Source organism: Novosphingobium album (ex Liu et al. 2023), from assembly GCF_029076845.1.
Classification (GTDB): Bacteria; Pseudomonadota; Alphaproteobacteria; order Sphingomonadales; family Sphingomonadaceae; genus Novosphingobium.
This window is the reverse complement of sequence record NZ_JARESE010000050.1, coordinates 67,071-89,352: the sequence shown is the minus strand read 5'-3', so window position 1 is coordinate 89,352 and position 22,282 is coordinate 67,071. Positions and strand designations below refer to the sequence as shown.

29 protein-coding genes are annotated in these 22,282 nt (G+C 67.4%); 10 read left to right on the top strand and 19 right to left on the bottom strand.

Translation table 11 applies throughout. The features are described from left to right. Positions 1-203: 203 nt before the first annotated feature. Positions 204-530 carry a hypothetical protein gene (locus tag PYV00_RS15495; RefSeq protein ID WP_275229210.1) on the bottom strand — a complete coding sequence of 109 codons (327 nt, stop codon included), beginning with the start codon at positions 528-530 and terminating at the stop codon, positions 204-206. A 469-nt stretch (positions 531-999) separates the two neighbouring features. On the opposite strand from PYV00_RS15495, the gene PYV00_RS15490 reads away from it, so the two are divergent. From PYV00_RS15490 to PYV00_RS15480, 3 genes are all read left to right on the top strand, one after another. Then, a complete protein-coding gene (locus tag PYV00_RS15490) occupies positions 1,000-1,542 on the top strand; it encodes a response regulator transcription factor (RefSeq protein WP_275229209.1) in 543 nt (180 codons plus the stop codon). Positions 1,543-1,665: 123 nt separating this feature from the next. Continuing rightward, positions 1,666-2,463: a helix-turn-helix transcriptional regulator gene (locus PYV00_RS15485; RefSeq protein ID WP_275229208.1), complete on the top strand. Its 798-nt coding sequence runs from the start codon at positions 1,666-1,668 to the stop codon at positions 2,461-2,463. A 103-nt stretch (positions 2,464-2,566) separates the two neighbouring features. Next, entirely contained in the window at positions 2,567-2,947 is a 381-nt protein-coding gene (locus PYV00_RS15480) for a hypothetical protein (RefSeq protein ID WP_275229207.1), read from the top strand. 120 nt (positions 2,948-3,067) lie between these two features. Here PYV00_RS15480 and PYV00_RS15475 read toward each other — a convergent pair whose 3' ends face one another. After that, the gene (locus tag PYV00_RS15475) at positions 3,068-5,467 is read right to left on the bottom strand and encodes a TonB-dependent receptor (RefSeq protein WP_275229206.1); all 2,400 of its coding nucleotides are present in this window, start codon (positions 5,465-5,467) and stop codon (positions 3,068-3,070) included. Between the two features lie 179 nt (positions 5,468-5,646). Between PYV00_RS15475 and PYV00_RS15470 the strand changes: the two genes are divergently transcribed. The 3 genes from PYV00_RS15470 (at position 5,647) to PYV00_RS15460 (ending at position 9,147) form a co-directional block, all read left to right on the top strand. Continuing rightward, a complete protein-coding gene (locus PYV00_RS15470; protein WP_275229205.1) occupies positions 5,647-7,182 on the top strand; it encodes a tetratricopeptide repeat-containing sulfotransferase family protein in 1,536 nt (511 codons plus the stop codon). Between the two features lie 193 nt (positions 7,183-7,375). Next, positions 7,376-7,705, top strand: coding sequence for a PilZ domain-containing protein (locus tag PYV00_RS15465; protein ID WP_275229204.1), 330 nt, complete (start codon positions 7,376-7,378; stop codon positions 7,703-7,705). A gap of 197 nt (positions 7,706-7,902) precedes the next feature. Then, a complete protein-coding gene (locus tag PYV00_RS15460; protein ID WP_275229203.1) occupies positions 7,903-9,147 on the top strand; it encodes an MFS transporter in 1,245 nt (414 codons plus the stop codon). On the opposite strand, the gene PYV00_RS15455 is transcribed toward PYV00_RS15460, so the two are convergent. Both PYV00_RS15455 and PYV00_RS15450 read right to left on the bottom strand, forming a co-directional pair. Next, the gene (locus PYV00_RS15455; RefSeq protein ID WP_275229202.1) at positions 9,134-9,925 is read right to left on the bottom strand and encodes an NUDIX hydrolase; all 792 of its coding nucleotides are present in this window, start codon (positions 9,923-9,925) and stop codon (positions 9,134-9,136) included. The genes PYV00_RS15460 and PYV00_RS15455 overlap by 14 nt on opposite strands. Positions 9,926-10,214: 289 nt before the next feature. Next, positions 10,215-11,108 (bottom strand): LysR family transcriptional regulator, encoded by an 894-nt coding sequence (locus PYV00_RS15450; protein ID WP_275229201.1) that lies wholly within the window; start codon positions 11,106-11,108, stop codon positions 10,215-10,217. Between the two features lie 116 nt (positions 11,109-11,224). Between PYV00_RS15450 and PYV00_RS15445 the strand changes: the two genes are divergently transcribed. Continuing rightward, a complete protein-coding gene (locus PYV00_RS15445) occupies positions 11,225-12,010 on the top strand; it encodes an SDR family NAD(P)-dependent oxidoreductase (protein WP_275229200.1) in 786 nt (261 codons plus the stop codon). An 86-nt stretch (positions 12,011-12,096) separates the two neighbouring features. Here PYV00_RS15445 and grxD read toward each other — a convergent pair whose 3' ends face one another. From grxD to PYV00_RS15405, 8 genes are all read right to left on the bottom strand, one after another. Beyond that, entirely contained in the window at positions 12,097-12,426 is a 330-nt protein-coding gene (grxD, locus tag PYV00_RS15440) for a Grx4 family monothiol glutaredoxin (RefSeq protein ID WP_275229199.1), read from the bottom strand. A 31-nt stretch (positions 12,427-12,457) separates the two neighbouring features. After that, a complete protein-coding gene (locus tag PYV00_RS15435; protein WP_275229198.1) occupies positions 12,458-12,691 on the bottom strand; it encodes a BolA family protein in 234 nt (77 codons plus the stop codon). An 18-nt stretch (positions 12,692-12,709) separates the two neighbouring features. Continuing rightward, a complete protein-coding gene (locus tag PYV00_RS15430) occupies positions 12,710-13,033 on the bottom strand; it encodes a DUF1476 domain-containing protein (protein WP_275229197.1) in 324 nt (107 codons plus the stop codon). Positions 13,034-13,118: 85 nt separating this feature from the next. Then, positions 13,119-13,721, bottom strand: coding sequence for a 3-isopropylmalate dehydratase small subunit (leuD, locus tag PYV00_RS15425; protein ID WP_275229196.1), 603 nt, complete (start codon positions 13,719-13,721; stop codon positions 13,119-13,121). Beyond that, positions 13,721-13,891, bottom strand: coding sequence for a hypothetical protein (locus tag PYV00_RS15420; protein WP_275229195.1), 171 nt, complete (start codon positions 13,889-13,891; stop codon positions 13,721-13,723). Before PYV00_RS15420 ends, leuD begins: the two co-directional genes overlap by 1 nt. A gap of 139 nt (positions 13,892-14,030) precedes the next feature. Further along, positions 14,031-14,519 (bottom strand): DNA-deoxyinosine glycosylase, encoded by a 489-nt coding sequence (locus tag PYV00_RS15415; protein WP_275229194.1) that lies wholly within the window; start codon positions 14,517-14,519, stop codon positions 14,031-14,033. A 13-nt stretch (positions 14,520-14,532) separates the two neighbouring features. Then, positions 14,533-15,966: a 3-isopropylmalate dehydratase large subunit gene (gene leuC, locus PYV00_RS15410; RefSeq protein ID WP_275229193.1), complete on the bottom strand. Its 1,434-nt coding sequence runs from the start codon at positions 15,964-15,966 to the stop codon at positions 14,533-14,535. Between the two features lie 77 nt (positions 15,967-16,043). Next, positions 16,044-16,415, bottom strand: a complete 372-nt coding sequence (locus PYV00_RS15405) for a hypothetical protein (RefSeq protein WP_275229192.1) — start codon at positions 16,413-16,415, stop codon at positions 16,044-16,046. Positions 16,416-16,594: 179 nt separating this feature from the next. Here PYV00_RS15405 and PYV00_RS15400 point away from each other — a divergent pair, with 179 nt between their 5' ends. Both PYV00_RS15400 and PYV00_RS15395 read left to right on the top strand, forming a co-directional pair. Beyond that, positions 16,595-17,113 carry a sterol desaturase family protein gene (locus PYV00_RS15400; RefSeq protein WP_275229191.1) on the top strand — a complete coding sequence of 173 codons (519 nt, stop codon included), beginning with the start codon at positions 16,595-16,597 and terminating at the stop codon, positions 17,111-17,113. Positions 17,114-17,226: 113 nt separating this feature from the next. Next, positions 17,227-17,526, top strand: a complete 300-nt coding sequence (locus PYV00_RS15395) for a hypothetical protein (RefSeq protein WP_428981645.1) — start codon at positions 17,227-17,229, stop codon at positions 17,524-17,526. Positions 17,527-17,571: 45 nt separating this feature from the next. On the opposite strand, the gene PYV00_RS15390 is transcribed toward PYV00_RS15395, so the two are convergent. Both PYV00_RS15390 and PYV00_RS15385 read right to left on the bottom strand, forming a co-directional pair. Then, positions 17,572-17,931, bottom strand: a complete 360-nt coding sequence (locus PYV00_RS15390) for a YbaN family protein (protein ID WP_275229190.1) — start codon at positions 17,929-17,931, stop codon at positions 17,572-17,574. After that, entirely contained in the window at positions 17,918-18,328 is a 411-nt protein-coding gene (locus PYV00_RS15385; RefSeq protein ID WP_275229189.1) for a SufE family protein, read from the bottom strand. The genes PYV00_RS15390 and PYV00_RS15385 overlap by 14 nt, the downstream gene beginning before the upstream one ends. A 140-nt stretch (positions 18,329-18,468) precedes the next feature. Here PYV00_RS15385 and PYV00_RS15380 point away from each other — a divergent pair, with 140 nt between their 5' ends. After that, positions 18,469-20,493: an NAD(+) synthase gene (locus tag PYV00_RS15380; RefSeq protein WP_428981650.1), complete on the top strand. Its 2,025-nt coding sequence runs from the start codon at positions 18,469-18,471 to the stop codon at positions 20,491-20,493. A gap of 80 nt (positions 20,494-20,573) precedes the next feature. Here the strand turns inward: PYV00_RS15380 and PYV00_RS15375 are convergent, their stop codons facing one another. From PYV00_RS15375 to PYV00_RS15355, 5 genes are read right to left on the bottom strand one after another with little or no spacing between them, the layout of a single operon-like run. Further along, the gene (locus PYV00_RS15375; protein WP_275229187.1) at positions 20,574-20,810 is read right to left on the bottom strand and encodes a hypothetical protein; all 237 of its coding nucleotides are present in this window, start codon (positions 20,808-20,810) and stop codon (positions 20,574-20,576) included. Further along, positions 20,807-21,115, bottom strand: coding sequence for a hypothetical protein (locus tag PYV00_RS15370; protein WP_275229186.1), 309 nt, complete (start codon positions 21,113-21,115; stop codon positions 20,807-20,809). Before PYV00_RS15370 ends, PYV00_RS15375 begins: the two co-directional genes overlap by 4 nt. Before the next feature lie 10 nt (positions 21,116-21,125). Beyond that, a complete protein-coding gene (locus tag PYV00_RS15365; RefSeq protein WP_275229185.1) occupies positions 21,126-21,464 on the bottom strand; it encodes a hypothetical protein in 339 nt (112 codons plus the stop codon). A gap of 12 nt (positions 21,465-21,476) precedes the next feature. Next, positions 21,477-21,773 (bottom strand): hypothetical protein, encoded by a 297-nt coding sequence (locus tag PYV00_RS15360; RefSeq protein WP_275229184.1) that lies wholly within the window; start codon positions 21,771-21,773, stop codon positions 21,477-21,479. Between the two features lie 31 nt (positions 21,774-21,804). Then, positions 21,805-22,173 (bottom strand): PspC domain-containing protein, encoded by a 369-nt coding sequence (locus PYV00_RS15355; RefSeq protein ID WP_275229183.1) that lies wholly within the window; start codon positions 22,171-22,173, stop codon positions 21,805-21,807. Between the last annotated feature and the right edge of the window lie 109 nt (positions 22,174-22,282).

Genomic DNA, 22,282 nt, shown 5'->3' with positions numbered 1-22,282 from the left:
ACGCCGCCGCCCGGCAAGGCCCGCTTTCGCGAATAGCGCGGCAGCCTCGCTCCGAAAATACGGGCGAGGCTGCTCTGGCCGGTCAGGCGAAAACGGGCATGGCGGACATCGCCGCGAGCGGATCGCCACCAGGGGCGATCCGCCTTGCGAACCGGGCCGGCCTCACGCCGGCGAGGCGGATATCGGCGCCGGCCGCGCCGCGATCATCGCGCCCGGTCTTGCAGCGCCAGCGCCGTGCCGTCTTGCGCGCCGCTTTCCAGCTGCAGGTTGTGGTGGCGGCAGGCGCGGCCCTTGCCCGGATCGGGATGGCAGGTGGCCGCTTCGGCACGGGCGACCTTGCGCGCCTGATCGCGATGACCGGCGACCGCGCCCTTGCCTTGCGCGACGATCATCGGCGAGGCGCCGCAAGCCGGCGCCTGCTGCCCGGCGACCACGCGACAGCCATAGGCCGCGACAGCCTGCGTCGGGGCCGCCGCCGGAGCGAGCGGCGTCACGGCAAACGACAGGGCGAGAAGCGAGAGGGAGATCATGCAAGGCTCCAAAATGATTTGTTGCGACAGCGACAATCTTGGACGCCCTACGTGTCCCGGTTCGTGCGACGGTGTGACGAATTGTTTCTGCCGCGATCGGGCGGATTCGGCCGGCCCGGCGGGCCCATGGCGCGGCTTGCGGGCAGGGCGAGGCGGGTGATTCGCGGCCCGCCTGTCATCCAGCGCCTGACAAGCCGGGGGCCGCGCACGGTTGCCGCCGTACGAACGCAAAGGCCCGCGCGCCGGAAACGGCCGATCGCCATGCCTAGGATTGCGTCCACTCTCCTTACGGACGTTTCCCTAGAGAACCAGTGTGCATCCATCAGTTTTTGCCGCTTAAGTATTCACCCATCGAAACAAGTAGAAAAGCGTCATCATAACAGACGCTTGGAGAGCCGGAATGTCGCAGGGTCTGCATCTTTTCATTATTGACGGGAATTCCTCGCGCCGGGCGCAATTGTGCCGGGCAATGGCTGAACATCGGGTCTATTCGGTTCCCTTCGAGACGCGGGCGGAGCTGCTCGATCACTGGCCGCGGGAAGGCGTGCTGCTGGTGGAGGACCGCGAGGACAACATCGCCGGCCTGATCGCCGAAATGGTGCGGCGCGGGGACTGGCTGCCGATCATCGCCTTCAGCGACCAGGCCGGGGCGCGGCGCGTGGTGCAGGCGATTTCCGAAGGCGCGATCGACTATCTGGAATTTCCCGCCAGCGCGCTGGAGATCATCGAGGCGGCGCTGCAGGTCGAAGGCGATTCGGGCGTGCGCAGCGCCCGGCTGCGCGAAGCGCAGGCGCGCAGCCGCATGAACCGGCTGACCCCGCGCGAGAAGGACGTGCTGCTCGGCGTGGTCGATGGCCAGACCAACCGCCTGATCGGCGAGCGGCTGGCGATCAGCCCGCGCACGGTCGAGATCCACCGCGCGAACATGCTGCGCAAGCTGGATGCCAGCCATTCGGGCGAAGCGATCCGCATCGCCATCGAAGCCTCGATGAACTGCCCGGCGGTGCACTGACCGCCGCGCGCCGCAAGTCCCGCTCTCGCGGGACACAGGTTGTCGCCATCACCGCATTCCGATAGGTTTCCCCCTTCGCCTCGCTTGCGAGCGGGCGCGAGGGGAGAAAGCCGTGCGCGCGTCATGAACGTCCACGTGGAACTGGCGGCGATCGCGGCCTCCCGGGGCGTGGTGGCGCTGCGCGACCACACGATGGCCGCTTATGCCGCCATCGGCTTTGGCGGTGCCTATTTCCTCACGCCGGTCACGACCGACCGGCGCTTCGGGCGGATCATCGCGGGCATCGGCATACCCGAAGGCTGGATCGCCGAATACCAGCAGGGCCTGCGCGAAAGCGATCCGATGCCGGACCTGGCGCTGCGGATCGGCCGCCCTTTCCGCTGGAGCGAGGCGGCGGCGCTGACCGCGCTGACGCGGACGGAACAGGCCTTCATGGCGCGCGCGGCGGCCTTCGGGATGCATGACGGGATCGCCTGCGTCACCCATGGCCCGTCCGGGCGGATCGGCTTTGTCGGCATCACCTTTCCGGCCGGCGACGCCGCCTTCGCACGGGAGACCGTCGCGCTGGGCCACGCCATCTCGGAAATGTCGTTCCTGCGCTATTGCGAGCTGCTCAACCAGCCGCTGGTGGCCGACGTGCGCCTGTCAGGGCGCGAGCGCGATGTCCTGCGGTGGATGGCCCGGGGCAAGAGCAATTCGGTGATCGCCGATATCCTGGGCATCTCGGCCGAGACGGTGGACAGCTATGTCCGGCGCGTCTTCGCCAAGCTCGACGTCGCCGATCGCACCTCGGCGGTGCTGCGCGCGGTGCTGGGCGGGCACCTGTTCATCGGCGACTATCGCGAAAGCGCGGAAGCCGACGGCAAGGCTCATGCGGACGGCAAGGCTCAAGCGGACGACGAGGCCGAGCGCGGCGAATAGCGCGTGTCCCCCAAACGCGGGACTTATTCGCGCGGCCAGGCGCTCTATGAGGCCGCACGCAAGCGTGCCCCCCGCACCAGCCCCGATTCAGAAAGTTTCGTCCATGGATACCCGCTCCGCCACTGGCGATGCGCAGATCGACTGGCTGGCCCGTCGCTTCGCGCGTGACCGGCGCGCCCGTTACGCTTTCTTCCGCGAAAGCGACATCTTCGGCGAGCCGATGTGGGACATGCTGCTCGAACTGTTCATCGCCGCGCGCGATGGCCGCGAAGTGAGCGTGACTTCCGCCTGCATCGCCACGCGCCGGCCACATGCCGAGGCGCTGGCCTGCCTCGACCGGCTGATCGGCCACGCGCTGGTGCGGCGCGATACCGACATCGCCAATCCCGCGCACGACGTGGTCGCGCTGACCGGGCGCGGCGTTTCGACCATGGCCGACTATTTCGGATCGCTGCTGCCGGACTATCCGCGCCGCGCCGCCTGACCTTGCCCTTCCGGGTCGCACCAGCAAGGGTCCGATGGGGCCGGCACGCCTTCGGGCACGCCGGCCCCATCGGTTAGAACCCGGATCGGATGGGCGGAAACGGCGCCGGCCCGCGCCCCCTCAGAACGACAGGGTCGAGCGCAGGCCGATCACGCGCGGCGCGATCGGATAAGTGCCGTAGCTGCGCACATAGACCGGATCGCCGTTTTCATTGAACACCACTTGTGCGGAATCGGGCGTGCCACGAACGCCGACCTCCGCGAACTTGTCGAAGATGTTGTCGACATAGCCCTGCACGCTCAGGCCCTTGTAGTTCAGCGTGATCGCCGCGCCGTGGATGCTGAAGCCCGGCAACGTGACGCCGCCGCCGCGTCCGCCCGTGCGCGTGAGCACGTTCGACTGGGCCGACAGCTTGTAGGAAAAGCCCAGCTCGGTATCCGGGGCGACTTCGCGCTTGTAATCGATGAACAGGCTGCCCGAATGCCGGGGGCTGCCGGGCAGGCGATCGCCCTTCAGGCCATCTTCGTACAGGCTGGGAAAGCCGGGGCCGACCGAATAGCGGATGAGGTTGGGCGTATCGGCGGTCAGCTTGGGATCGGTGTAGGAATAATTGCCGCGGATGCTGAACGCGCGCGTCGCCTGGAACGCGAAGGACAGCTCGAAACCTTTCGATTCCGCGCCGCCGCCATTGATGATGATCGGCAGGTTGCCCGCCTGCGTGGCGGAGGAAAGCTGCGGGTTGGACCAATCGATGTAATAGGCCGCGCCGTTGATCGTCAGCCGGCGGTTGAGCCACTGCGTCTTGAAGCCGATCTCGTAATTGGTCGTCTCGTCCGGCCCGTACTGGAACTCGTGCGGCAGCGCGCAGAGCGTCTGGCCATTGCTGGGATCGGTGGGATCGAAATCGGGCGGGCAGGCGGCGATGCCGTTGGAATTGCCGATGCGGTAGCCCTTGCTGACCGTGGCATAGACCATCGCGTCGGGCGTGACATCGTATGACGTGTTGAGCTTCCACAGGAAGCCCTTGTCCTTCTGCCCGCCCTTCTCGAAATCGAGCACGTAAGTGCCCGGCTCGCGGCCATTGAAGGCGACTTCGAACAGCGGCAGGTCGAAAGCGGATTCGGTGACGAAATCATACCAGTAATAGCGCCCGCCGGCGGTGACTTGCCATTGCGGCGTGATCTTGTAGCTCAGCTCGCCATAGACAGCCTTTTCCTCAAGCTTGCCCTTGCTCACCTGATAGTATTCGAGGTTCTCCGGGTAGACCGTGCCGTAATAGGTATCGAGGAAGGGCGTGAATTCCTTCGAGAAGCTGTTGGACTTCTGGTGGTTGTAAAAGCCGCCCAGAATCCAGCTCAGCGGCCCCGGCGTCTTGCTGACCAGGCGCAGCTCCTGCGTGAAGGTCTCTTCCTTGCCCTGCTCCAGCGTGCGCGAAGTGAAGTTGGGGAAGGCTTCATAGCTGTATTCCAGCGTGATCAGCAGGTCGGTCTGGTCGCGGTTGCCCTTGTCGTCGAAGCGCGAATAGCCGGTTGCCGACGTGAGGTCGGCGAAATCGAGATCGGCCACCATTTCCAGCGCGACAAGCTGGTTCTTGCGCTGGTTGGGCTCCAGCACGCGCAGCGGGCTGTCGTACTTGCCGATCGGCACCGGGAACGACTGGTAATCGCCATTGCTGTCCAGCAGCGGCGTCTGGCCCAGCCGGTAGCCCGAGATCTGGCGCCCGCCCGTGCGCTGGTCCTGATAATAGTACGTCAGGTTGACATCGAGCGCGTCGATCGGCTTCCAGCGCAGCGCCGCGCGGCCCGAGACGGTATCGACCCAGTTGACGTCCTTGAAGCGCTTGAGATTGCCCGAGCCGGCAAAGTCGTTGGGATTGACCTGGCCGATCGCGGTGACGACGAAGGGATAATCGATGAAGCCCTGATCGTTGAGGTAATCGAGCGAGGCCCGGAAGGCGAGATTGCTGGCGATCGGGAAATTGATCGTCATGCCGGTGTCGGTGCTGATCCCGTCGCCGTGGTTGTAGGCATAAAGATCGGTGCGCACTTCGCCGCTGACCGCATCGAACTGCGGCCGCTTGGGAATATAGCGGATCGCGCCGCCCAGCGTGCCCGCGCCATACAGCGTGCCTTGCGGGCCGATCAGGAATTCGACGCGTTCCAGGTCGTTGGCGCGCAGATCGACATAGAGCGGGATTTCGCCAAGGTAGATGGCCACCGTGCCGCCGCCCGAATTGTCACCATCGTTGGAACCCAGCGGATCGGCGTTGAGGCCGCGAAACACGATGTTGTTGCCTTGCCGCTGGCCGGCATCGACGATGTAGACGCCCGGCACTGTTCGCGCGATCTCGCCCAGGTCCTGCGTGCGCTGCTCCTCAAGCTGGCTGGCCGTCACCGCGCTGATATTGATCGGGACATCCTGCACCGTGCTGGCTCGCCGCGTTGCGGTGACGACGATGGCCTCGTCATCATAGCCGGCGTCGGCGGCATCTTGCGCATGGGCCATCACTGGTGCCAGCATGGAGCCGGCAAGCAAGGAAACGCGCAGCATTCGCGGAAAGTGCATGGATAGAACCCCTGTGCTGTTAGTGTGGTCCCAATCGAAGAAGTGCCGTTGTGCGGCGCAACATGCCATATCGGATCGGCTTTGAAAGGCGCACCCATGCGGGATTTGCTGAATTGACCGCCGCTGTCGCAATTTTGCAACTTTTCGCCGGCCATTACCGCGAGGCTTTCGCCAGCGCGCAAGCGGGGCTGCGCGCCGCGCGCCAGCCCGATGCGCGATTGCTGCTGGTCCTGGCCGCCATCGCGCTGGAGCATGACAATCTGGTCAGGGCGCGCGAGCTGGCCGATCTGGCCGGGCAAGTCGGCGGCGCCGAGGGCTGGCGGCAGGTCATCGCCGGCCGGCTCGCGCTCAAGGCCAGCGACACGGCGGCGGCGCGAAGCGCGGCGCGCGCGGCCGCGCTGGCCGGCGTCGATCACCCGGCGATCGCGGGGGAGCTGGGCGTCCTGTTCGCGCGCACCGGCCTTCATGCCGAGGCGGTGCCGTTCTTCGAGCGCGCTGCCGCCGCCGCGCCGGATGACGCGCAGACCTGCTACAACCTGGCCATCGCGCGCCAGTTCTCCGGCGATCTGGCCGCCGCGCGCGCGGGCTTCGCCGCGCTTGTCGCCGCGCATCCCGATCACGCGCAGGGCTGGCTGGCGCTGGTCCAGCTTGACCGGCAGGGGGACGACGCGCTCCTGCCCGGCCTGGCGGAACGCTTCGAACGGGCGATGCAGCCCGAGGCGCGGCTCGCCTTCGGCCACGCCATTGCCAAGCTGCTGGAGGACCTGGGCCGCTGGGACGAAGCGCTGGACTGGCTCGAACGGGCCAAAGCCGCGCGGCGCGGGGCCGTGCATTATGATCGCGCGCAGAGCGATCGCCTGTTCCGCACGGCCGAGGCCAGCTTGCGCGCGCCCATCCCGGCGGCCGATGGCGATCCCGCGCCGCTGTTCATCGTCGGCCTGCCGCGCACCGGCACCACGCTGGTCGAACGCATCCTCTCGGCCCATCCGGCCGTGCGTTCGGCGGGCGAGCTTTCGGACTTCGCCGTGCTGCTCAAGCGCCGGCTGGGCACGCCGGGGCCTTATGTGCTCGATCCCGCGACGATCGCCGCCGGCGCGGCGGCGGCCGATCTGACGGGGATCGAGGGCGAATACCTCGCCCGTGCCCGCTCGATCGCCGGGGAGGACTGCGCCCGCGTGATCGACAAGATGCCGTTCAACCTGTTCTTCGCGCCGCTGATCCTGCGCGCGCTGCCCGGCGCGAAAGTGATCTGCCTGCGCCGCTCGCCATTCGACGCGCTGTTCAGCAATTTCCGCCAGCTCTTCGCCACCGGCTTCAGCTATTACGGCTATGCCTGCGATTTCGAGGATTGCGCCCACTTCGTCGCGGGGTTCGAGCGGCTGGCCGATGCCTGCGCGCGCACGCTTCCGGCCGATCGCTTCCGCTGCCAGCGCTATGAGGATATCGTCGCCGACCTGGAAGGCGAGGCGCGCGCGCTGGTCGCTTTCGCCGGGCTGGAGTGGGACGCGGCCTGCCTCGATTTCCACCGCAACGCCGCGCCCGTGGCCACGGCCAGCTCGGTGCAGGTGCGGCGCCCGATCTATGCCAGTTCGATCGGCCGCTGGCGGCGCTACGAAGCCGGCGCGCGACGCGCGATCGCCGCGCTGGCCGCCTATGGCATCGCGCCCTGACGCCGCCAGCGAGTTTGCTGGGAAATGCGCGGAAGAGCGCATTTCCTGGCGGCACCAGCCCGCTCCCCCACCCGGCCTCCCAGAGCGTATCATTCCGATGGGAGGCCGGGTGGGGGAGCGGGCTGGTGCCGCAACGCACCGATAGGCGCGTTTCAAAAACAACAAATTAACTGTTTTTGGCGATACTCCCGCCATGTCTCGCGAAATCCGTCCCCGCCGCGCGGAGCGCAAGCCGGTCGTCCTGGCCGCGCAATGCCGCACCCAGAGCGGGCTGCGCGATTCGGGCGAGATATCCGACATCTCGCGCGAAGGCTGCTGCATCGCGACCCGCGCGCTGCTGCTGCGGGTCGGCGCGCGGGTGGTGATCCGCCCCACCGGGCTTGAGGGGCTGACCGGCGTGGTGCGCTGGATCTCGGGCGACCGGGCCGGCATCGAGTTCGACCAGCCGCTTTACGAGCCCATCGTCGATCACATCGCCCTGCGCCATTCGGCGGGGGAGCCGGTGGACATCGCCCGGCGCTGACCGAAAAACAAGCCTGTCTCGTTTCCGGGCCGGCCCGCGCGGCGCGGTGATCCTGCGGCCAGGGAAACGGCGGCGGTTCCCGCCCGCCGGCAACCGGTCGCATCGCGCAAAAAAGTGCTGGCCAAGTCCCGGCCGGTGAGTATCACTCACCGGGCAATGTATACGGCCGCCTGAACGGTCGAGGGAGAGAGAAAGCCTTGGCAGCACCAATCGCAAGTTCCGCGGGCGACGCCCCCAACCACCCGCTTTCGGTGCGGATGGGCGTCATCGCCTTCCTGGCCCACAACGTGATCGTCGGCTCCATCTTCGGCACCACCGGCGTCCTGCTGAAGCCGATGATGGAACGGCTCAACGTCAGCCTGGAACTGGCCTCGATCGGCGCGCCGATGGTGATCGTCGGCTCGGCCGTGCTGGCTTCGGTCGCGGGTGTGCTGGCCGCGCGCTATTCGCTCAAGGTGCTGCTGCTCGGCGCGGCGATCGCGCTGGCCGCCGGCTGGCTGATCATGGGCCTCACCGCGAGCTTTCCGCTCTACCTGATCGCCTATGGCCTGTTCCTCGGCCCGTCGATGGCGATCGGCGGCTCGGTGCTGCCGCCCACGCTGATCACGCGCTGGTTCAACCGCAATCGCGGCCTTGTCATCGGCATCGCGCACATGTCGGTGGTGATCGCGATCATGCCGGTCGCGGCCAACTGGCTGATCGAGCACTACGGCCTGCAGATGACCTTCTTCGCGCTGGCTGCCTTCGCCGCGATCATCCTGATCCCGGCGGCGCTGCTGATCGTGGAATACCCGCCGAACTACGTGGACCAGCCCGCCGCCGAGGACCAGCCCAAGGTGCCGGTCGGCGGCATGAGCGTGGGCCAGCTGGTCATGAGCAGCCGGTTCTGGATGCTTGCGCTGGCGGTGGCCGCGCCGAACACCAGCTCGGTTCTGCTGGGCGTGCACCTGGTCTCGATGGCCGAAAGCTGGGGCTTCAGCCGGGGCGACGGCGCCTTGCTGGCATCGATCATGTCCTTCGTCGGCATCGCCGGCTTCGTCCTGTTCGGCTGGGTTTCCGACCGGATCGGCGGCGTGCTGACGATCGCGCTGATCGCGTTCGATGGCGCCGTGCTCTGGGCCATGTTCCTGCTGGGGCTGCCTTATCCGGGCCTTGTCGTGCTGATCGGGCTGATCGGCCTGCACGGTGCCGGCACGGTTCCCGCGCTGAGCAAGGCCGTGGCCGATTGCTTCGGCCAGGCCAGCTTCAGCCGCGCGTTCGGCCTGGCCGCCACCGCCTCGCTGCCGGTGATGATCGTCGGCGTGATCGGCACCGGCACGGCGGTGCGCCTGCATGGCGACTATGTCGTGCCGATCCTCGCCATGATCTCGTTCCTGGGCCTTGCGGTCGTGCTCGCGCTGCTTGCCGCCCGGCGGACGCCGGAAGTGCTCAGCCCCGCCTGACCGTGCGCATCGGCTGCCCGAGCACCGGGTAGCCGTGCCCATCGGGGATCATCAGCCAGTCCTCGCCATCACGGGGCTCGGGATTGGCGTGGATGCGCCGCACCGGATGGCGGGCGATCTGCGCCAGCGCCTCGTCGAAGCTGCCGAACAGCGCCAGCCGGTCGAGATTGCGGCGCGTCGGGAAGATCACGCTGATCTCGCCCGCGTCCGCCAGTTCGAGCGCGCGCGCGGCACTGGCCCAGAACAGCCGCGTGTTTTCCGTGGCATCGATCGTGACGTCGACCGCGCCGGTGCCCAGGTCCGTGACGAAGAAGCGCGTGTCGAACGCCTTGTCGTGCGGCGGGCACCAATGCGCGAACAGTACCAGCCGCCGGGGATCGAGATCCCAGCCGAAGCGATCCAGCACCGGGGCCAGCGCGCCCACTTCCAGCAGCATGGCTCGCGCCGCCGCCGCGTCTTGCGCGGAAACCGGCGCGGACGTGGCGATCATCAGCCCGGTTTCCTCAAGCGTCTCGCGAATCCCGGCAATGCGCGCGGCGGCCACTTCGGGGTCTTCATCGGGCAGTATCCGCGCCGCCAGTTCACGGTCGGCCGGATCGACCCGGCCGCCGGGAAACACCGCCGCGCCGCCGGCAAAGCGCATTTCCTCGGCGCGCTGCACCATCAGCAGTTCGGGCGGCCCGCCATCACGGCTCCGGCGGAAGATGACGACAGTCGCGGCCGGAACCACTTTCGGCCCATCGGCGGGCATCGGGCCGTGGGGGGGATAATCGCTCATGCGGCTGTGTCGCGCGCGGCCTGGCCGCAGGCAAGGGAAAAACCATAGGCATGATCCGTCGGAGGATGTCGGTGCGCTTTACACCGGGGCGGCCAGAGCACGGACGGCGGAGATGGAAATCCACGTAATTCAGAGGCTTTGTTGCATATGGCACGGGACATGCTTATCTCTGGTCGTACCCCCAAGTAGTCTCGACAGAGGCGGGGCCGAACCAGTCTCCCGGCCCCGCCTCCCCGAGAATCTCCCCCCAAAATCGCCGGTGCGAAGCAGGCGGGCGGCCCAGCCGCCTTCACGGCAGGTGCAGATTGCCGTCGAGAAAATCGAGGAAGGCGCGCACGCGCGCGGCCAGCCGGTCCTGCGGCGAATAGAGCGCGTGGATGTTCTCGCCATCGCCAGGATTGCAATCGGCCAGGATCTCGACCAGCGCGCCGGCCGCGAGATCGGCGGCGACATGGATGCGCGCCAGCCGCGCGATGCCGCCGCCCGCCAGCGCCATAAGGCGCACCACTTCGCCCGAATTGCCCAGGAACGGCCCCGCGACCGGGCGATGAACAATCGCGGCGCCTTCGCGGAACGGCCAGTTGTCGATCGCCCGGCGGAAGCTGAAGCGCAGGCAATCGTGCCGGTCCAGTTCGGCGGGAAGGCGCGGCGTGCCCCGCGCGGCCAGATAGGCCGGGCTGGCCACCACGACCATGGCGCTGTGCCCCAGCTTCTTGGCCCGCAAGCGCGTGTCGCGCAGCGGGCCGATGCGGATGGCGATATCGGCCCGTTCCTCGATCACGTCGATCACCGTGTCGGACAAGGTCAATTCCAGCGTCACGTCGGGATAACGGGCCGTGAAGCGCGGCAGGATCGGCAGCAGGAAATGCGTTCCGAACGGGACCGAGGCATTGATCCGCAACCGCCCGCGCGGCCCTTCGCGGTCGGCGCCCAGCCCCGCCTCGACGTCCTCGACATCGGCCAGCAGCGCCGACATGCGCTCACGATAGACCTCGCCCTCGGCGGTCAGCGCCAGCGCGCGCGTCGTGCGGCGCAGCAGCACCACGCCCAGCCGGCGTTCCAGCCGCCCGATGGCGCGGCTGACCGCCGAGGGCGTGAGCCGCAACGCCTTGGCGGCGGCGGCGAAGCTGCCCGCGCGCGCGACCGACAGGAAAATCTCGATATCGCCGAAGCGGTTGTCCATGCCCGCCTATCCATGATTTTCATGCACTTCTGAAATTCAGACACGCATTCTAATCAACAATGCCGCATCCGCCTATCTGCGCAATCATCGTTTTCGCATTGGAAGGAAGCATTCGCATGGACCTGAAGCTTGCAGGAAAGACCGCGCTCGTCACCGGATCGACCGCCGGGATCGGCCTGGCCATCGCCCGGACGCTGGCGCGCGAAGGCGTCGATGTCGCCATCGCCGGGCGCAGCCGGGACAAGCTGGACGCCGCCGCCGCCGAAGTCGCCTTGCTGGGCACGGTGCGCCCGGTGCTGGCCGATCCCGCCACGGCCGAAGGCGCCGACGCGCTGATCGCCGCCGTTCCCCAGGTCGATATCCTGGTCAACAACCTGGGCATCTATGAAGCCAAGCCCTTCGCCGAGATCACTGATGCCGACTGGCTGCGCTTTTTCGAAGTGAACGTGCTCAGCGGCATTCGCCTGTCGCGCCACTATTTCCCGCAGATGCTGGCGCGCGACTGGGGCCGGGTAATCTTCATCTCCAGCGAGAGCGGCCTGCTGACGCCAGGCGAGATGGTGCATTACGGCATGACCAAGACGGCACAGCTCGCCGTGGCGCGCGGCATGGCGGACCAGACGCGCGGCACCGGGGTCACGGTCAATTCGGTGCTGCCGGGGCCGACGCGTTCCGAAGGGATCGTCGATTTCATCCGATCGGTGGTGGACAACAAGGACGCGCCCGAGGCCGAGCGCGAGCGCGAATTCTTCACCAGGATGCGCCCGCTCTCGCTGATCCGCCGGCTGATCGAGGCGGACGAGATCGCGACGATGGTGGCTTATCTGGCCAGCCCGCTGGCCGCCGTGACCAATGGCGCCGCGATCCGCGCCGAAGGCGGCATCCTGCCGACGATCGCCTGAACCGATCGCCCGAATGCAGGCGACCCGGGCAGGTGAGCCTGCCCGGGTCGCGTAATTGCCCAGTCCCGAAGGGTAGCCTTCGCGGCTCAGCTCGCCCTGGCGACGCCGGCCTCGGCCATGAGCTGGGCCAGCTCGCCAGCCTCGAACATCTCCATCATGATGTCGCTGCCGCCCACGAACTCACCCTTGACGTAGAGCTGCGGGATCGTCGGCCATTCGGAAAAAGCCTTGATGCCTTGCCGGATCTCCATGTCCTGCAGCACGTCTACGCTTTCGTAGGCGACGCCCAGATGATCCAGGATCGCGACCGCGCGGCTGGAAAAGCCGCATTGCGGGAACAACGGCGTGCCCTTCATGAACAGGACGATGTCGTTGGAATTTACAATCTCGCCGATGCGGTGGCTGACGTCGGACATGGCGCGGAAAACCTCTTGAACGTTCAGTGGCTCAGTTGGGAACCGCGGTGGTCAGTTGCAAGGCGTGAAGCTCTCCGCCCATGCGGCCGCCCAGCGCCTCATAAACCAGCTTGTGCTGCGCGACGCGGCTTTTCCCCCGGAATTCCGCCGAAATCACGTGCGCGGCATAATGATCACCGTCGCCGGCAAGATCGGTGATCGTCACGGCCGCATCGGGCAGCGCGGCGCGGATGAGCGTCTCGATCTCGGCGGCGGGCATGGCCATGGCGCGTTCCCCCGCCGCTCAGACTTCGCCGAGCAGCGCGCGGCGGGCTTCGATCTGCTTGGCGTCCAGCGCGCCGCGCACTTCGGCCTCGTCGATATCCACGCCGGCCGAGATAAGATCGCCCAGCAGCTTGCGGATCACGTCCTCGTCGCCAGCTTCCTCGAAATCGGCCTGGACCACCGCCTTGGCATAGGCTTCGGCTTCGGCCGGGGAGAGCGCCATGCGCCGCGCCGCCCATTCGCCCAGCAGACGGTTGCGGCGGGCCTGGATGCGGAACTGCATCTCGGCGTCAAATGCGAACTTGGCCTCTTCGGCCCGCTCGCGGTCTTCGAAACTGGTCATCGGTCTCCCCCGAGGTGGACATCAGCGCACCGCGATAGGGCGATGGGACCGCGCGTACAACACCGTATTTGGCGATTTTTCGCGCTCAATCGACAGTCGCGGGCGTTCGGGCCAGAAACGGCAATTCGCTGCGTGCCCTCGCCTCGTGCGCGCCGATCGCGTCGGCCTGCGCCAGCGTCAGCCCGACTTCGTCGAGCCCGTTGAGCAGGCAGTGCTTGCGGAACGGGTCGATCTCGAAAGCGAAACGGTCCTGGAACGGCGTCGTCACCATCTGGGTATCAAGGTCGATATCGATGGGATCGGTCCTGGCCACGTCCAGCAGCCGGTCGACCTGCTCCTGCGGCAGCGCGACGGTGAGGATGCCGTTCTTGAACGCATTGCCCGAGAAGATATCGGAAAAGCTGGGCGCGATCACGCACGTCACGCCCATGTCGAGCAAGGCCCAGGCCGCGTGCTCGCGACTGGAACCGCAGCCGAAATTGTCTCCGGCGATAAGGATCGGCGCCCCGGCGTATTGCGGATCGGCAAAGACGTTGCCCGGCTCCTGCTTCACCGCCTCGAACGCGCCGCGCCCCAGTCCTTCGCGCGTCACCGTCTTCAGCCAGTGCGCGGGAATGACGACATCGGTATCGACATTCTTGCGGCCGAACGGAATGGCGCGGCCGGCGACATGGCTGATCGGCACCATCAATCGGTCTCGGGCGCGTCTTGCGGATGCGGCGGCGGCGCGTCGGGCGTCTTGTCCCGGCGGCGCTTCACCCAGAGCACCGCGGCGGCGATTGCGGCAGAGCCGATCGCGGCACCAGCGGCCATGGCGACCTTTCCGGCGATGCCGGAGTTTTCGGATTCGTCTGACATGCGATTCCTATGTCCATGGAGCGGCGGGGTTGCAAGAGGCACACAGTGGAATAGCCCCCGGCAAAGGCAGTCTTCGCGGCCTGGGTTGGAGAAGAATGCATTCGTCACGATCGGGCAATATTGGCCCGGTGCACGCCGGTCAGTTCAGGAAATCCCTGATCCTGAGCCATTGCTCCAGCTTTTGCGCGAAGCTGACGGCGCAATAGGCGGCGCTGCTTGACGGAAGATCGAGCAGAAAGAGTGCATCGCCGTGGGCAAGCTGGCGACGGCCGATCGCCGCCGCCTTGGCGCCGTTGAACGCCAGCGCCCGCAAGCTGTCCAGTCCGGCCGCGAAGGACTGGAGATCGCGCGCGGTGTGATCGCGAATGGCGCTGTCGCTGCTGCCGGTTCGCCGGGCCGTGCCGATCACGTCCCACAAGCCGATGCCCGCCGCGCGCAAGGCGGCCAGCCGGCGCTCGTAATCGAGCGCCACCAGATCGCGTTCGATCACGCCGCCGATCAGGCGCCAGAACTGGTTGGTGGGCCTGGCGTAATATTGCTGGCGCGCCAGCGACGCTTCTCCGGGCAGGCTGCCGAGGATGACGATCCGGGTGCGGCCGTCGACGATCGCATCGAACGACGCCTTCAACCCGGAGTCCACGCTATCCCACCAGTTCGCGCACGTCCGTGAGCCGGCCGGTCACGGCGGCGGCGGCCGCCATCGCCGGGGACATCAGGTGGGTGCGGCTTCCGGGGCCCTGCCGTCCGGTGAAATTGCGGTTGCTGGTCGAGGCGCAGCGCTCGCCCGCCGGAACCTTGTCGGGGTTCATGGCGAGGCAGGCCGAGCAACCCGGCTCGCGCCATTCGAGCCCGGCATCGACGATGATCCGGTCCAGCCCCTCGGCCTCGGCCTGCTGCTTGACCAGACCCGATCCGGGCACGACGATCGCCCACTTGACGTTGTCCGCCTTCCTGCGGCCCTTCAGCACCTCGGCGGCGGCGCGGATATCCTCGATCCGGCTGTTGGTGCACGATCCGATGAAGACGTTCTGCACTTCCACGTCGGTCAGCCGGGTGCCCGGCGTGAGGCCCATGTAATCGAGGCTGACTTTCACCGCGTCGCGCTTGGACGCGTCGGCGAAATCCTCGGGCGCGGGGACCACGCCGCCAATCGCCGAGGTATCCTCGGGGCTGGTGCCCCAGGTCACGGTCGGCTGGATATCCTCGGCGCGGATCGCGACCGACTTGTCGAACGTGGCGCCGGGATCGGTCGCCAGGCTCTTCCACCAGGCGACGGCCTTGTCCCAGTCCTCGCCGGTGGGGGTGTAGGGCCGGCCCTTGAGGTAGGCGAAAGTCTTCTCGTCCGCCGCGACCAGGCCGGCGCGCGCGCCGCCTTCGATCGACATGTTGCAGACGGTCAGGCGCCCTTCGACCGACATCTCCTCGAACACGTTGCCGCGATATTCGATGACGTGGCCAGTGCCGCCGGCCGTGCCGATCACGCCGATCACATGGAGGATCACGTCCTTGGCCGTCACGCCCGCGCCGAGCTTGCCCTCGACCCGCACTTCCATCGTCTTCGATTGCTTGAGCAGTAGCGTCTGCGTCGCCAGCACATGCTCGACCTCGGTGGTGCCGATGCCGAAGGCCAGCGCGCCCACGCCACCATGGCAGGCGGTGTGGCTATCGCCGCACACGATCGTCGCGCCGGGCAGCGAGAAGCCCTGCTCGGGCCCGACGACATGGACGATGCCCTGCTCGGCATCGGTCGCGTCGATATAGCGGATGCCGAAGGCGGGCGCGTTGGCCTTGAGCGTGGCGAGCTGGTTGGCGCTTTCCGGGTCGGCGATGGGCAGCGGATGGCCCTGGGCATCGCGGCGCGCGGTGGTGGGCAGGTTGTGATCGGGCACGGCCAGCGTCAGATCGGGCCGGCGCACCTTGCGGCCGGCGGCGCGCAGCCCCTCGAACGCCTGCGGGCTGGTCACTTCGTGGACGAGGTGACGGTCGATATAGACAAGGCAGGTTCCATCGTCGCGCCTGTCGACAACATGGGCATCCCAGATCTTCTGGTAGAGCGTGCGCGCGGTCGTGGTCATGCAGGCGCGATTAGGCGCGCGGGCGCCGCATTTCAAGCGGCACCCGCGCGCCCGTGGGCGGGATCACGCCAGCGCGATCAGCCGCGGTGGCCGTCACGATCCCGGCGTTCGGCGCGCAGCGCGATGTGGATGCGATCCACCCGGGCCTGCAACGTGCGGGTTTCGGCGACGGTCAGGCCATTGCGCGAATACTGGCCATAGAGGTAGCGCACCTGGCTGGCGTCGCGCTTCAGGCTGGCGGCCTCGCGGGCGGAAATCGTGCGGCGCGCGGCAGCCCGGTCGATATCGCGGTTGAGGTCGTTGATGTCGGTGCGGATCGCGGCGTTGCGCACCGGCGTGTGACGGTCGGCGGCGAAAGCGGTGGCGGGCATGGCCGCGCCAAGGCCCAGCGCGGCGACAAGCGCGGGAGCGACGATCCGGGTGAGCGATTTCACGGTGAACTGGGGCATTGGGGGGTATCCTTGGTTCTGATCGCGGGGGTCTGTCCGCGCCCCCAGAACTAGGCCTGCGCAGATGAACGCCCGAAAAATGAGGCGTCGCACGATCGTGTGCAATTGTAAGAGAGTGTCGCGGGATCGCCCGCGCCATGGCCGCTGACATTTCGCTTCGGGGGGAGTAGACAGGCGCCATGTCCGCGCTTTCCGCCACGCTGATCGTGCTCGCCACCGTTGCCGCGATGGAATTCGTCGCCTGGAGCAGCCACAAGTACGTGATGCACGGCTTCGGCTGGGGCTGGCACCGCGATCATCACGAGCCGCACGACAAGCTGCTGGAGAAGAACGACCGCTATGCGCTGGTCGGCGCGGCGATGAGCATCGCGATGTTCGCGCTTGGATCGCCGCTGGTGATGGGCGCGCGGGCGTGGGAGCCGGGCACGTGGATCGGGCTGGGCGTGCTGGTCTATGGCGTGATCTATACGCTGATCCACGATGGCCTGGTGCACCAGCGCTATTTCTGCTGGGTGCCCCGGCGCGGCTATGCCCGGCGGCTGGTGCAGGCGCACAAGCTGCACCATGCGACGATCGGCAAGGAAGGGGGCGTCAGCTTCGGCTTCGTGATCGCGCGCGACCCGGCCGTGCTGAAGCGCGAGCTGCGCCGACAGCGCAAGACCGGCATCGCGGTGCTGCGCGAGGCGGTGGAGGACTGAACCGCCGCCGCTTCCGGCAAACTGCGGATAGGGCCACGCGGCGGAGTCTTTACCGGACCGGCGGCACAAGCCGTCCCACCCCGCAAGGAGACCACCGCCCATGCGCCTGTCTCATGACGATGCCGCGAAAGGGCGCGACGCTGTTCGCGCTGGCGCTGGCAGTGCTGGCGGCACTTTACCTGCTGACCCGCGTGAACCGCGTGTTCCTGTTCTGGAGCGCGTTCATCCTCACGCGGCCGCTGGGCGCGACCGTGGGTGACTTCCTCGACAAGCCGCTGGCCGATGGCGGCCTTTCGCTCAGCCGGCCGCTGGCGTCGGCCGCGCTTCTGGCCGCGATCGGGCTGCTGATGCTGTTCCTGCCCCAGCGCGCGGAAGGGGAAGCGGAAGGGGCCCGCATCCGCTCGCTGCATTGAGCTTGGCCGGTTGCCGGCGGCGAGCCGCCGCCTGACGGGCGCGGATCACTCCGCGCGCGTCCAGATCCAGGGGCCGAGGATCGCCAGCACGCCGATCGGGATCAGCACCCAGGGCCAGCCCAGGGTCAGCCCGGTGAACGGGACGCTGGCGCTCATCGCCAGCACGGCCGAGACCTTGCCCTTGCGGCTGATCGCCCGCCGATCGCGCCAGGCGACAAGGTGCGGGCCATAGCGCGGATGCGCGTGCAGCCGGTCGGCCCATTCGGGATGGCTGCGCGAAAAGCACCAGGCGGCGATCAGGTAGAACACCACGGTGGGCATCACCGGCAGGAAGATGCCGATAGTGCCCAGGGCGAAGGCCAGGATGCCCGCGCCAAGCCAGACCGGGCGGCTAATCCGCCGCATAGCGCGCGGCCGTTTCCCGTATCAGCGCGATCATGTTGGGCACGCCTTGCGTGCGGTTCGAGGAGAGCTGGTTCTTCAGGTCGAACGGGGCGAGCGCGGCAGCGATATCGGTGGCGGCCACTTCGCCGGCCGGCCTGTCCTGCACCGCCGCCAGCACCAGCGCGACGATGCCCTTGGTGATCGCCGCGTTGCTGTCGGCCAGGAAATGCAGCGTGCCATCGTCCGCCGTGGTGGGATAGACCCAGACGCTGGCCGAGCAGCCGCGCACTTTGGTGGCGTCGGTCTTGAGCGCGTCGGGCATGGGATCAAGCTCACGCCCCAGCTCGATCAGCAGGCGATAGCGTTCATCGCCATCGAGGAATTCGTACTCTTCACGGATATCGTCGAGGTCTCGCATGAGGTGGCATTTAGGGGCGGGGCGACGGAAACGGAAGATCACCGTAGATTGTCTCCGCGCCGCGTTCCTGTAGGGGCGGCGCAACAGCGGCAAAGGAACCCACTGCGTTGAGCGACAACCCGGCCCATCCCTTCCATGCCATGCATGGCCACGGCTTCGTGCGCGTCGCCACCTCGACGCCCAAGGTCCGCACCGCCGATGTCGCGTTCAATCGCGACGCGGTGCTGGAAGAAGCGCGGCGCGCGCATGAGCGGCACGTCGATCTGCTGGTCTATCCCGAGCTGTGCCTGTCCTCCTATGCGATCGACGACCTGCACCTGCAAGGCGCGATGATCGCGGCGGTGGAAGCGGCGGTGGCGGATATCGTCACGGCCAGCGCCGGTCTTTCGCCGGTGCTGCTGGTCGGCGCGGCGCTGCGCCGCAAGGGGCGGCTCTATAACTGCGCGCTGGCGATCGCGGGCGGCAAGCTGCTGGGCGTCGTGCCCAAGAGCTACTTGCCCAATTACCGCGAGTTCTACGAAAAGCGCTGGTTCGCGCCGGGCAAGAACCTGCGCGGCCTGACGATCCGGGTGAACGGCCAGGACGTGCCGTTCGGCACCGATCTGGTCTTCGCGTCGGACAGGCTGGAGCACTTCCGCTTCTTCGTCGAGCTGTGCGAGGATTTCTGGGCCGCGACACCGCCTTCCTCGCTGGGCGCCCTCGCCGGGGCGACGATCCTGTGCAACCTTTCGGCCTCCAACATCGTCATCGGCAAGTCGGACGAGCGGCACATGCTGTGCCGGGCGCAATCGGCGCGGGCGGCGGCGGCCTATGTCTATTCGGCCGCCGGCCACGGCGAAAGCACCACCGACCTTGCCTGGGACGGGCAGGGCGTGATCTACGAACTGGGCGACCTGCTTGCCGAATCGGAGCGGTTCTCGCTCCACCCCGAGCTGTGCATCGCCGACATCGATTGCGAGCGGATCGTCGCCGAACGGATGCGCCTGCCCACCTTCGCCGACGCGGCCGAAGCCGCCGACCGTCCCGAGGATAGCTTCCGCACCATCGCCTTCGTCCACGATCCGGCGCCGGGCGACATCGGCCTGATCCGCCCGGTCGGCCGCTTCCCCTTCGTGCCCGATCGCGCCTGGAAGCTCGATGCCGATTGCTACGAGGCGTTCAACATCCAGGTCGACGGGCTGATGCGCCGGCTTGAATCGACCGGCGCCCGGTGCATGGTGATCGGCGTGTCGGGCGGCCTCGATTCGACGCACGCGCTGATCGTCGCGGCCAAGTGCTGCGACCGGCTCGGCCTGCCGCGATCGACCATCCGCGGCTATACCATGCCCGGCTTCGGCACCAGCGAGGGCACCAGGTCGAACGCCTGGAAGCTGATGCGGGCGCTGGGCATCACCGCCGGCGAGATCGACATCCGCCCCGCCTCCACCCGGATGCTGGAGGATATCGGCCATCCCTTCGCCGGGGGCGAGCCGGTCTATGACACCACGTTCGAGAATGTGCAGGCGGGATTGCGCACCGATTACCTGTTCCGCCTCGCCAGCCAGCACGGCGGCTTCGTGATCGGCACGGGCGACTTGTCCGAGCTGGCGCTGGGCTGGTGCACCTATGGCGTGGGCGACCAGATGAGCCACTACGCGGTCAATTCGGGCGTGCCCAAGACGCTGATCCAGTACCTGATCCGCTGGTGCACCACGACCGACCAGTTCGACGCGCATACCGACGACGTGCTGCTGGCGATCCTCGATACCGAGATCTCGCCCGAGCTGGTGCCGGCGGGCGCGGACGGCGAGATCCAGAGCACCGAAAGCAAGATCGGCCCTTACGAGCTGAACGACTTCTTCCTGCACCATGTGATGCGCTTCGGACAGAAGCCTTCGAAAGTGGCCTTCCTCGCGCTTCATGCCTGGGGCGATGCGGCGCGCGGGGCATGGCCCGCCGGCTTTCCCGAAGCGCGCAAGAACGCCTATGACCTGCCGGTCATCGCATCCTGGCTGGAGAAGTTCCTGCAGCGCTTCTTCGCCTTCAGCCAGTTCAAGCGCTCGGCCATCCCCAACGGGCCCAAGGTTTCGACCGGCGGCGCGCTCAGCCCGCGGGGCGACTGGCGCGCGCCGTCCGATGCCTCGGCGGCGGTGTGGCTGGACGAGCTGCGCTCAAGGCTGCCCTGAACCGGCCAGACCGCCCTTGCGGGCGGCGGGAATGGGGGGTTCCCGCCGCCCGGCCGGAAGCAGCGCGGCGCGTCCCTGGATCAGTCGCGCAGGGCCTCGATCTGGCGGGCCAGATCGGCTTCCTTCTTCTCGTCGGTGGCGATGCGTTCCAGCACCGCGACGCGCTTGCGCAGTTCCTGCACCTCGCGTTCCAGCTCCGCGTCGCCCGACAGGAACGCGGGTTCGATTCGATCGCCCTTGGCGCGATACTTCTGAGCGCGCAGCCAGGTGATGCTGCCGATCAGGAAAAGAAGGACGACTGCGCTCCAGAAACTCATTGCCTGATAACCTCGTTGCGGGGCTCGCGCAGCGCTTCGATCTGGTGGGCGACGTCGAAACCCCTGTCGGTGATGATCGCCTCCAGCGTGGCAGCGCGGCTTTCCAGCGCGGCCAGCCGCTGCTTCAGCAGATCGCTTTCGCGGCGCAGCTCGGCCGTGGCGGCCACGTCGGCCCGCTCGGTCTTGCCGCCCCACTCGTCTTCCAGCGCATAGCCGTGCCGCGCCCTGATCCAGTTGTTGATCAGCCAGCCGGCCGTGCAGGTGACGATGATGGCGATGATGAACGCCGGCCCGCCCCAATCCATGCGCTGCTCCTCAGTTTGTCTTGCCGTCGCGCCCCGAGACGCGCAGCGCCTCGATCTGGCGGGCGACATCAAAGCCCTGGTCGGTCACGATCCGCTCCACCACGGCAAGGCGATCCTTGACCGAGCCCATCTCGGCGCGAAGCTGCGCGTTCTCCTGGGTCAGAAGCTGGATGCGGCCCTGCGCCTCGTCATCGCGCTTGGGATAGATCGCCTTGCCCCACGAATTCTCCAGCGGATAGCCGTGGCGCATCCGCATCCAGTTGTTGAGAATCCATCCGCAGACGCCGATCGCCGACACCATGACGATGACCGGGGCGAGCAGATCCACGGTGGTGTAATCCAGTGACATCGCCCGTCTTCCTCAGTTGACCGCCGCGTCGCGCGCGGCGGCGCGCTCGCTCGCGCGCTGCGCCTCGACCTGGCGCGCGTCGCGCAGCGCCTCGATCTGCAGCGCGGTGTCGAAGCCGCCATCGGTGATGATCCGTTCCAGCACGCGCAGGCGCTCTTCCAGCTCGGCGTTGCTGGTGGCGTATTGCGCCGCCTTTTCCGCCGTCACCTTGAGCTGGATCTCCGCCATGCTGCGCTGGTGGCGCGTCCAGATCACCAGGATCGGGATCGACAGCGCGAGGATCGGGATGAGCAAGGCAAAATCGAACATCGGTCTGTCCCCTAGAAGTGCCGCCCGTCGCTCAGCGCAGGCTGTCGATCTCCGCCGCGAGGCGCGAGTTGCTGGTCGAATAGTGCCGTTCGATATCGGCGATCCGCCGGTCGATGTCGGACAGGTCCGAATGGACCCGGCCCGAGCGCGCGGCGCGCCGGCGCATCTTGCGCAGCAGGCGTTCTTCCTCGGCATCGCTGTAGAGGTAGGTGGGCTTGCTGTCGGCGATGATGGCGGTGGCGATGTAGATCGGGATCGTGATGAACGAGACGAACAGCGTCAGGAGCACGGCCGTGACTCTGACCCAGATCGCATCGACGCCGGTATAGTCGGCGATTCCCGAGCAGACCCCGAACATCTTGGCATTGGCCTTGTCGAGATAGAATTGTCCGCGTGACACTGGTTTTCCCTTCCCTTGGTTCGCGTGGGGGCGTGTTCTGTCCCGGCTTATACCGCATTTCGCGGGCCGGCGCACCGGGACGGTGACGCCGGCATCGCGGGCGGGATCG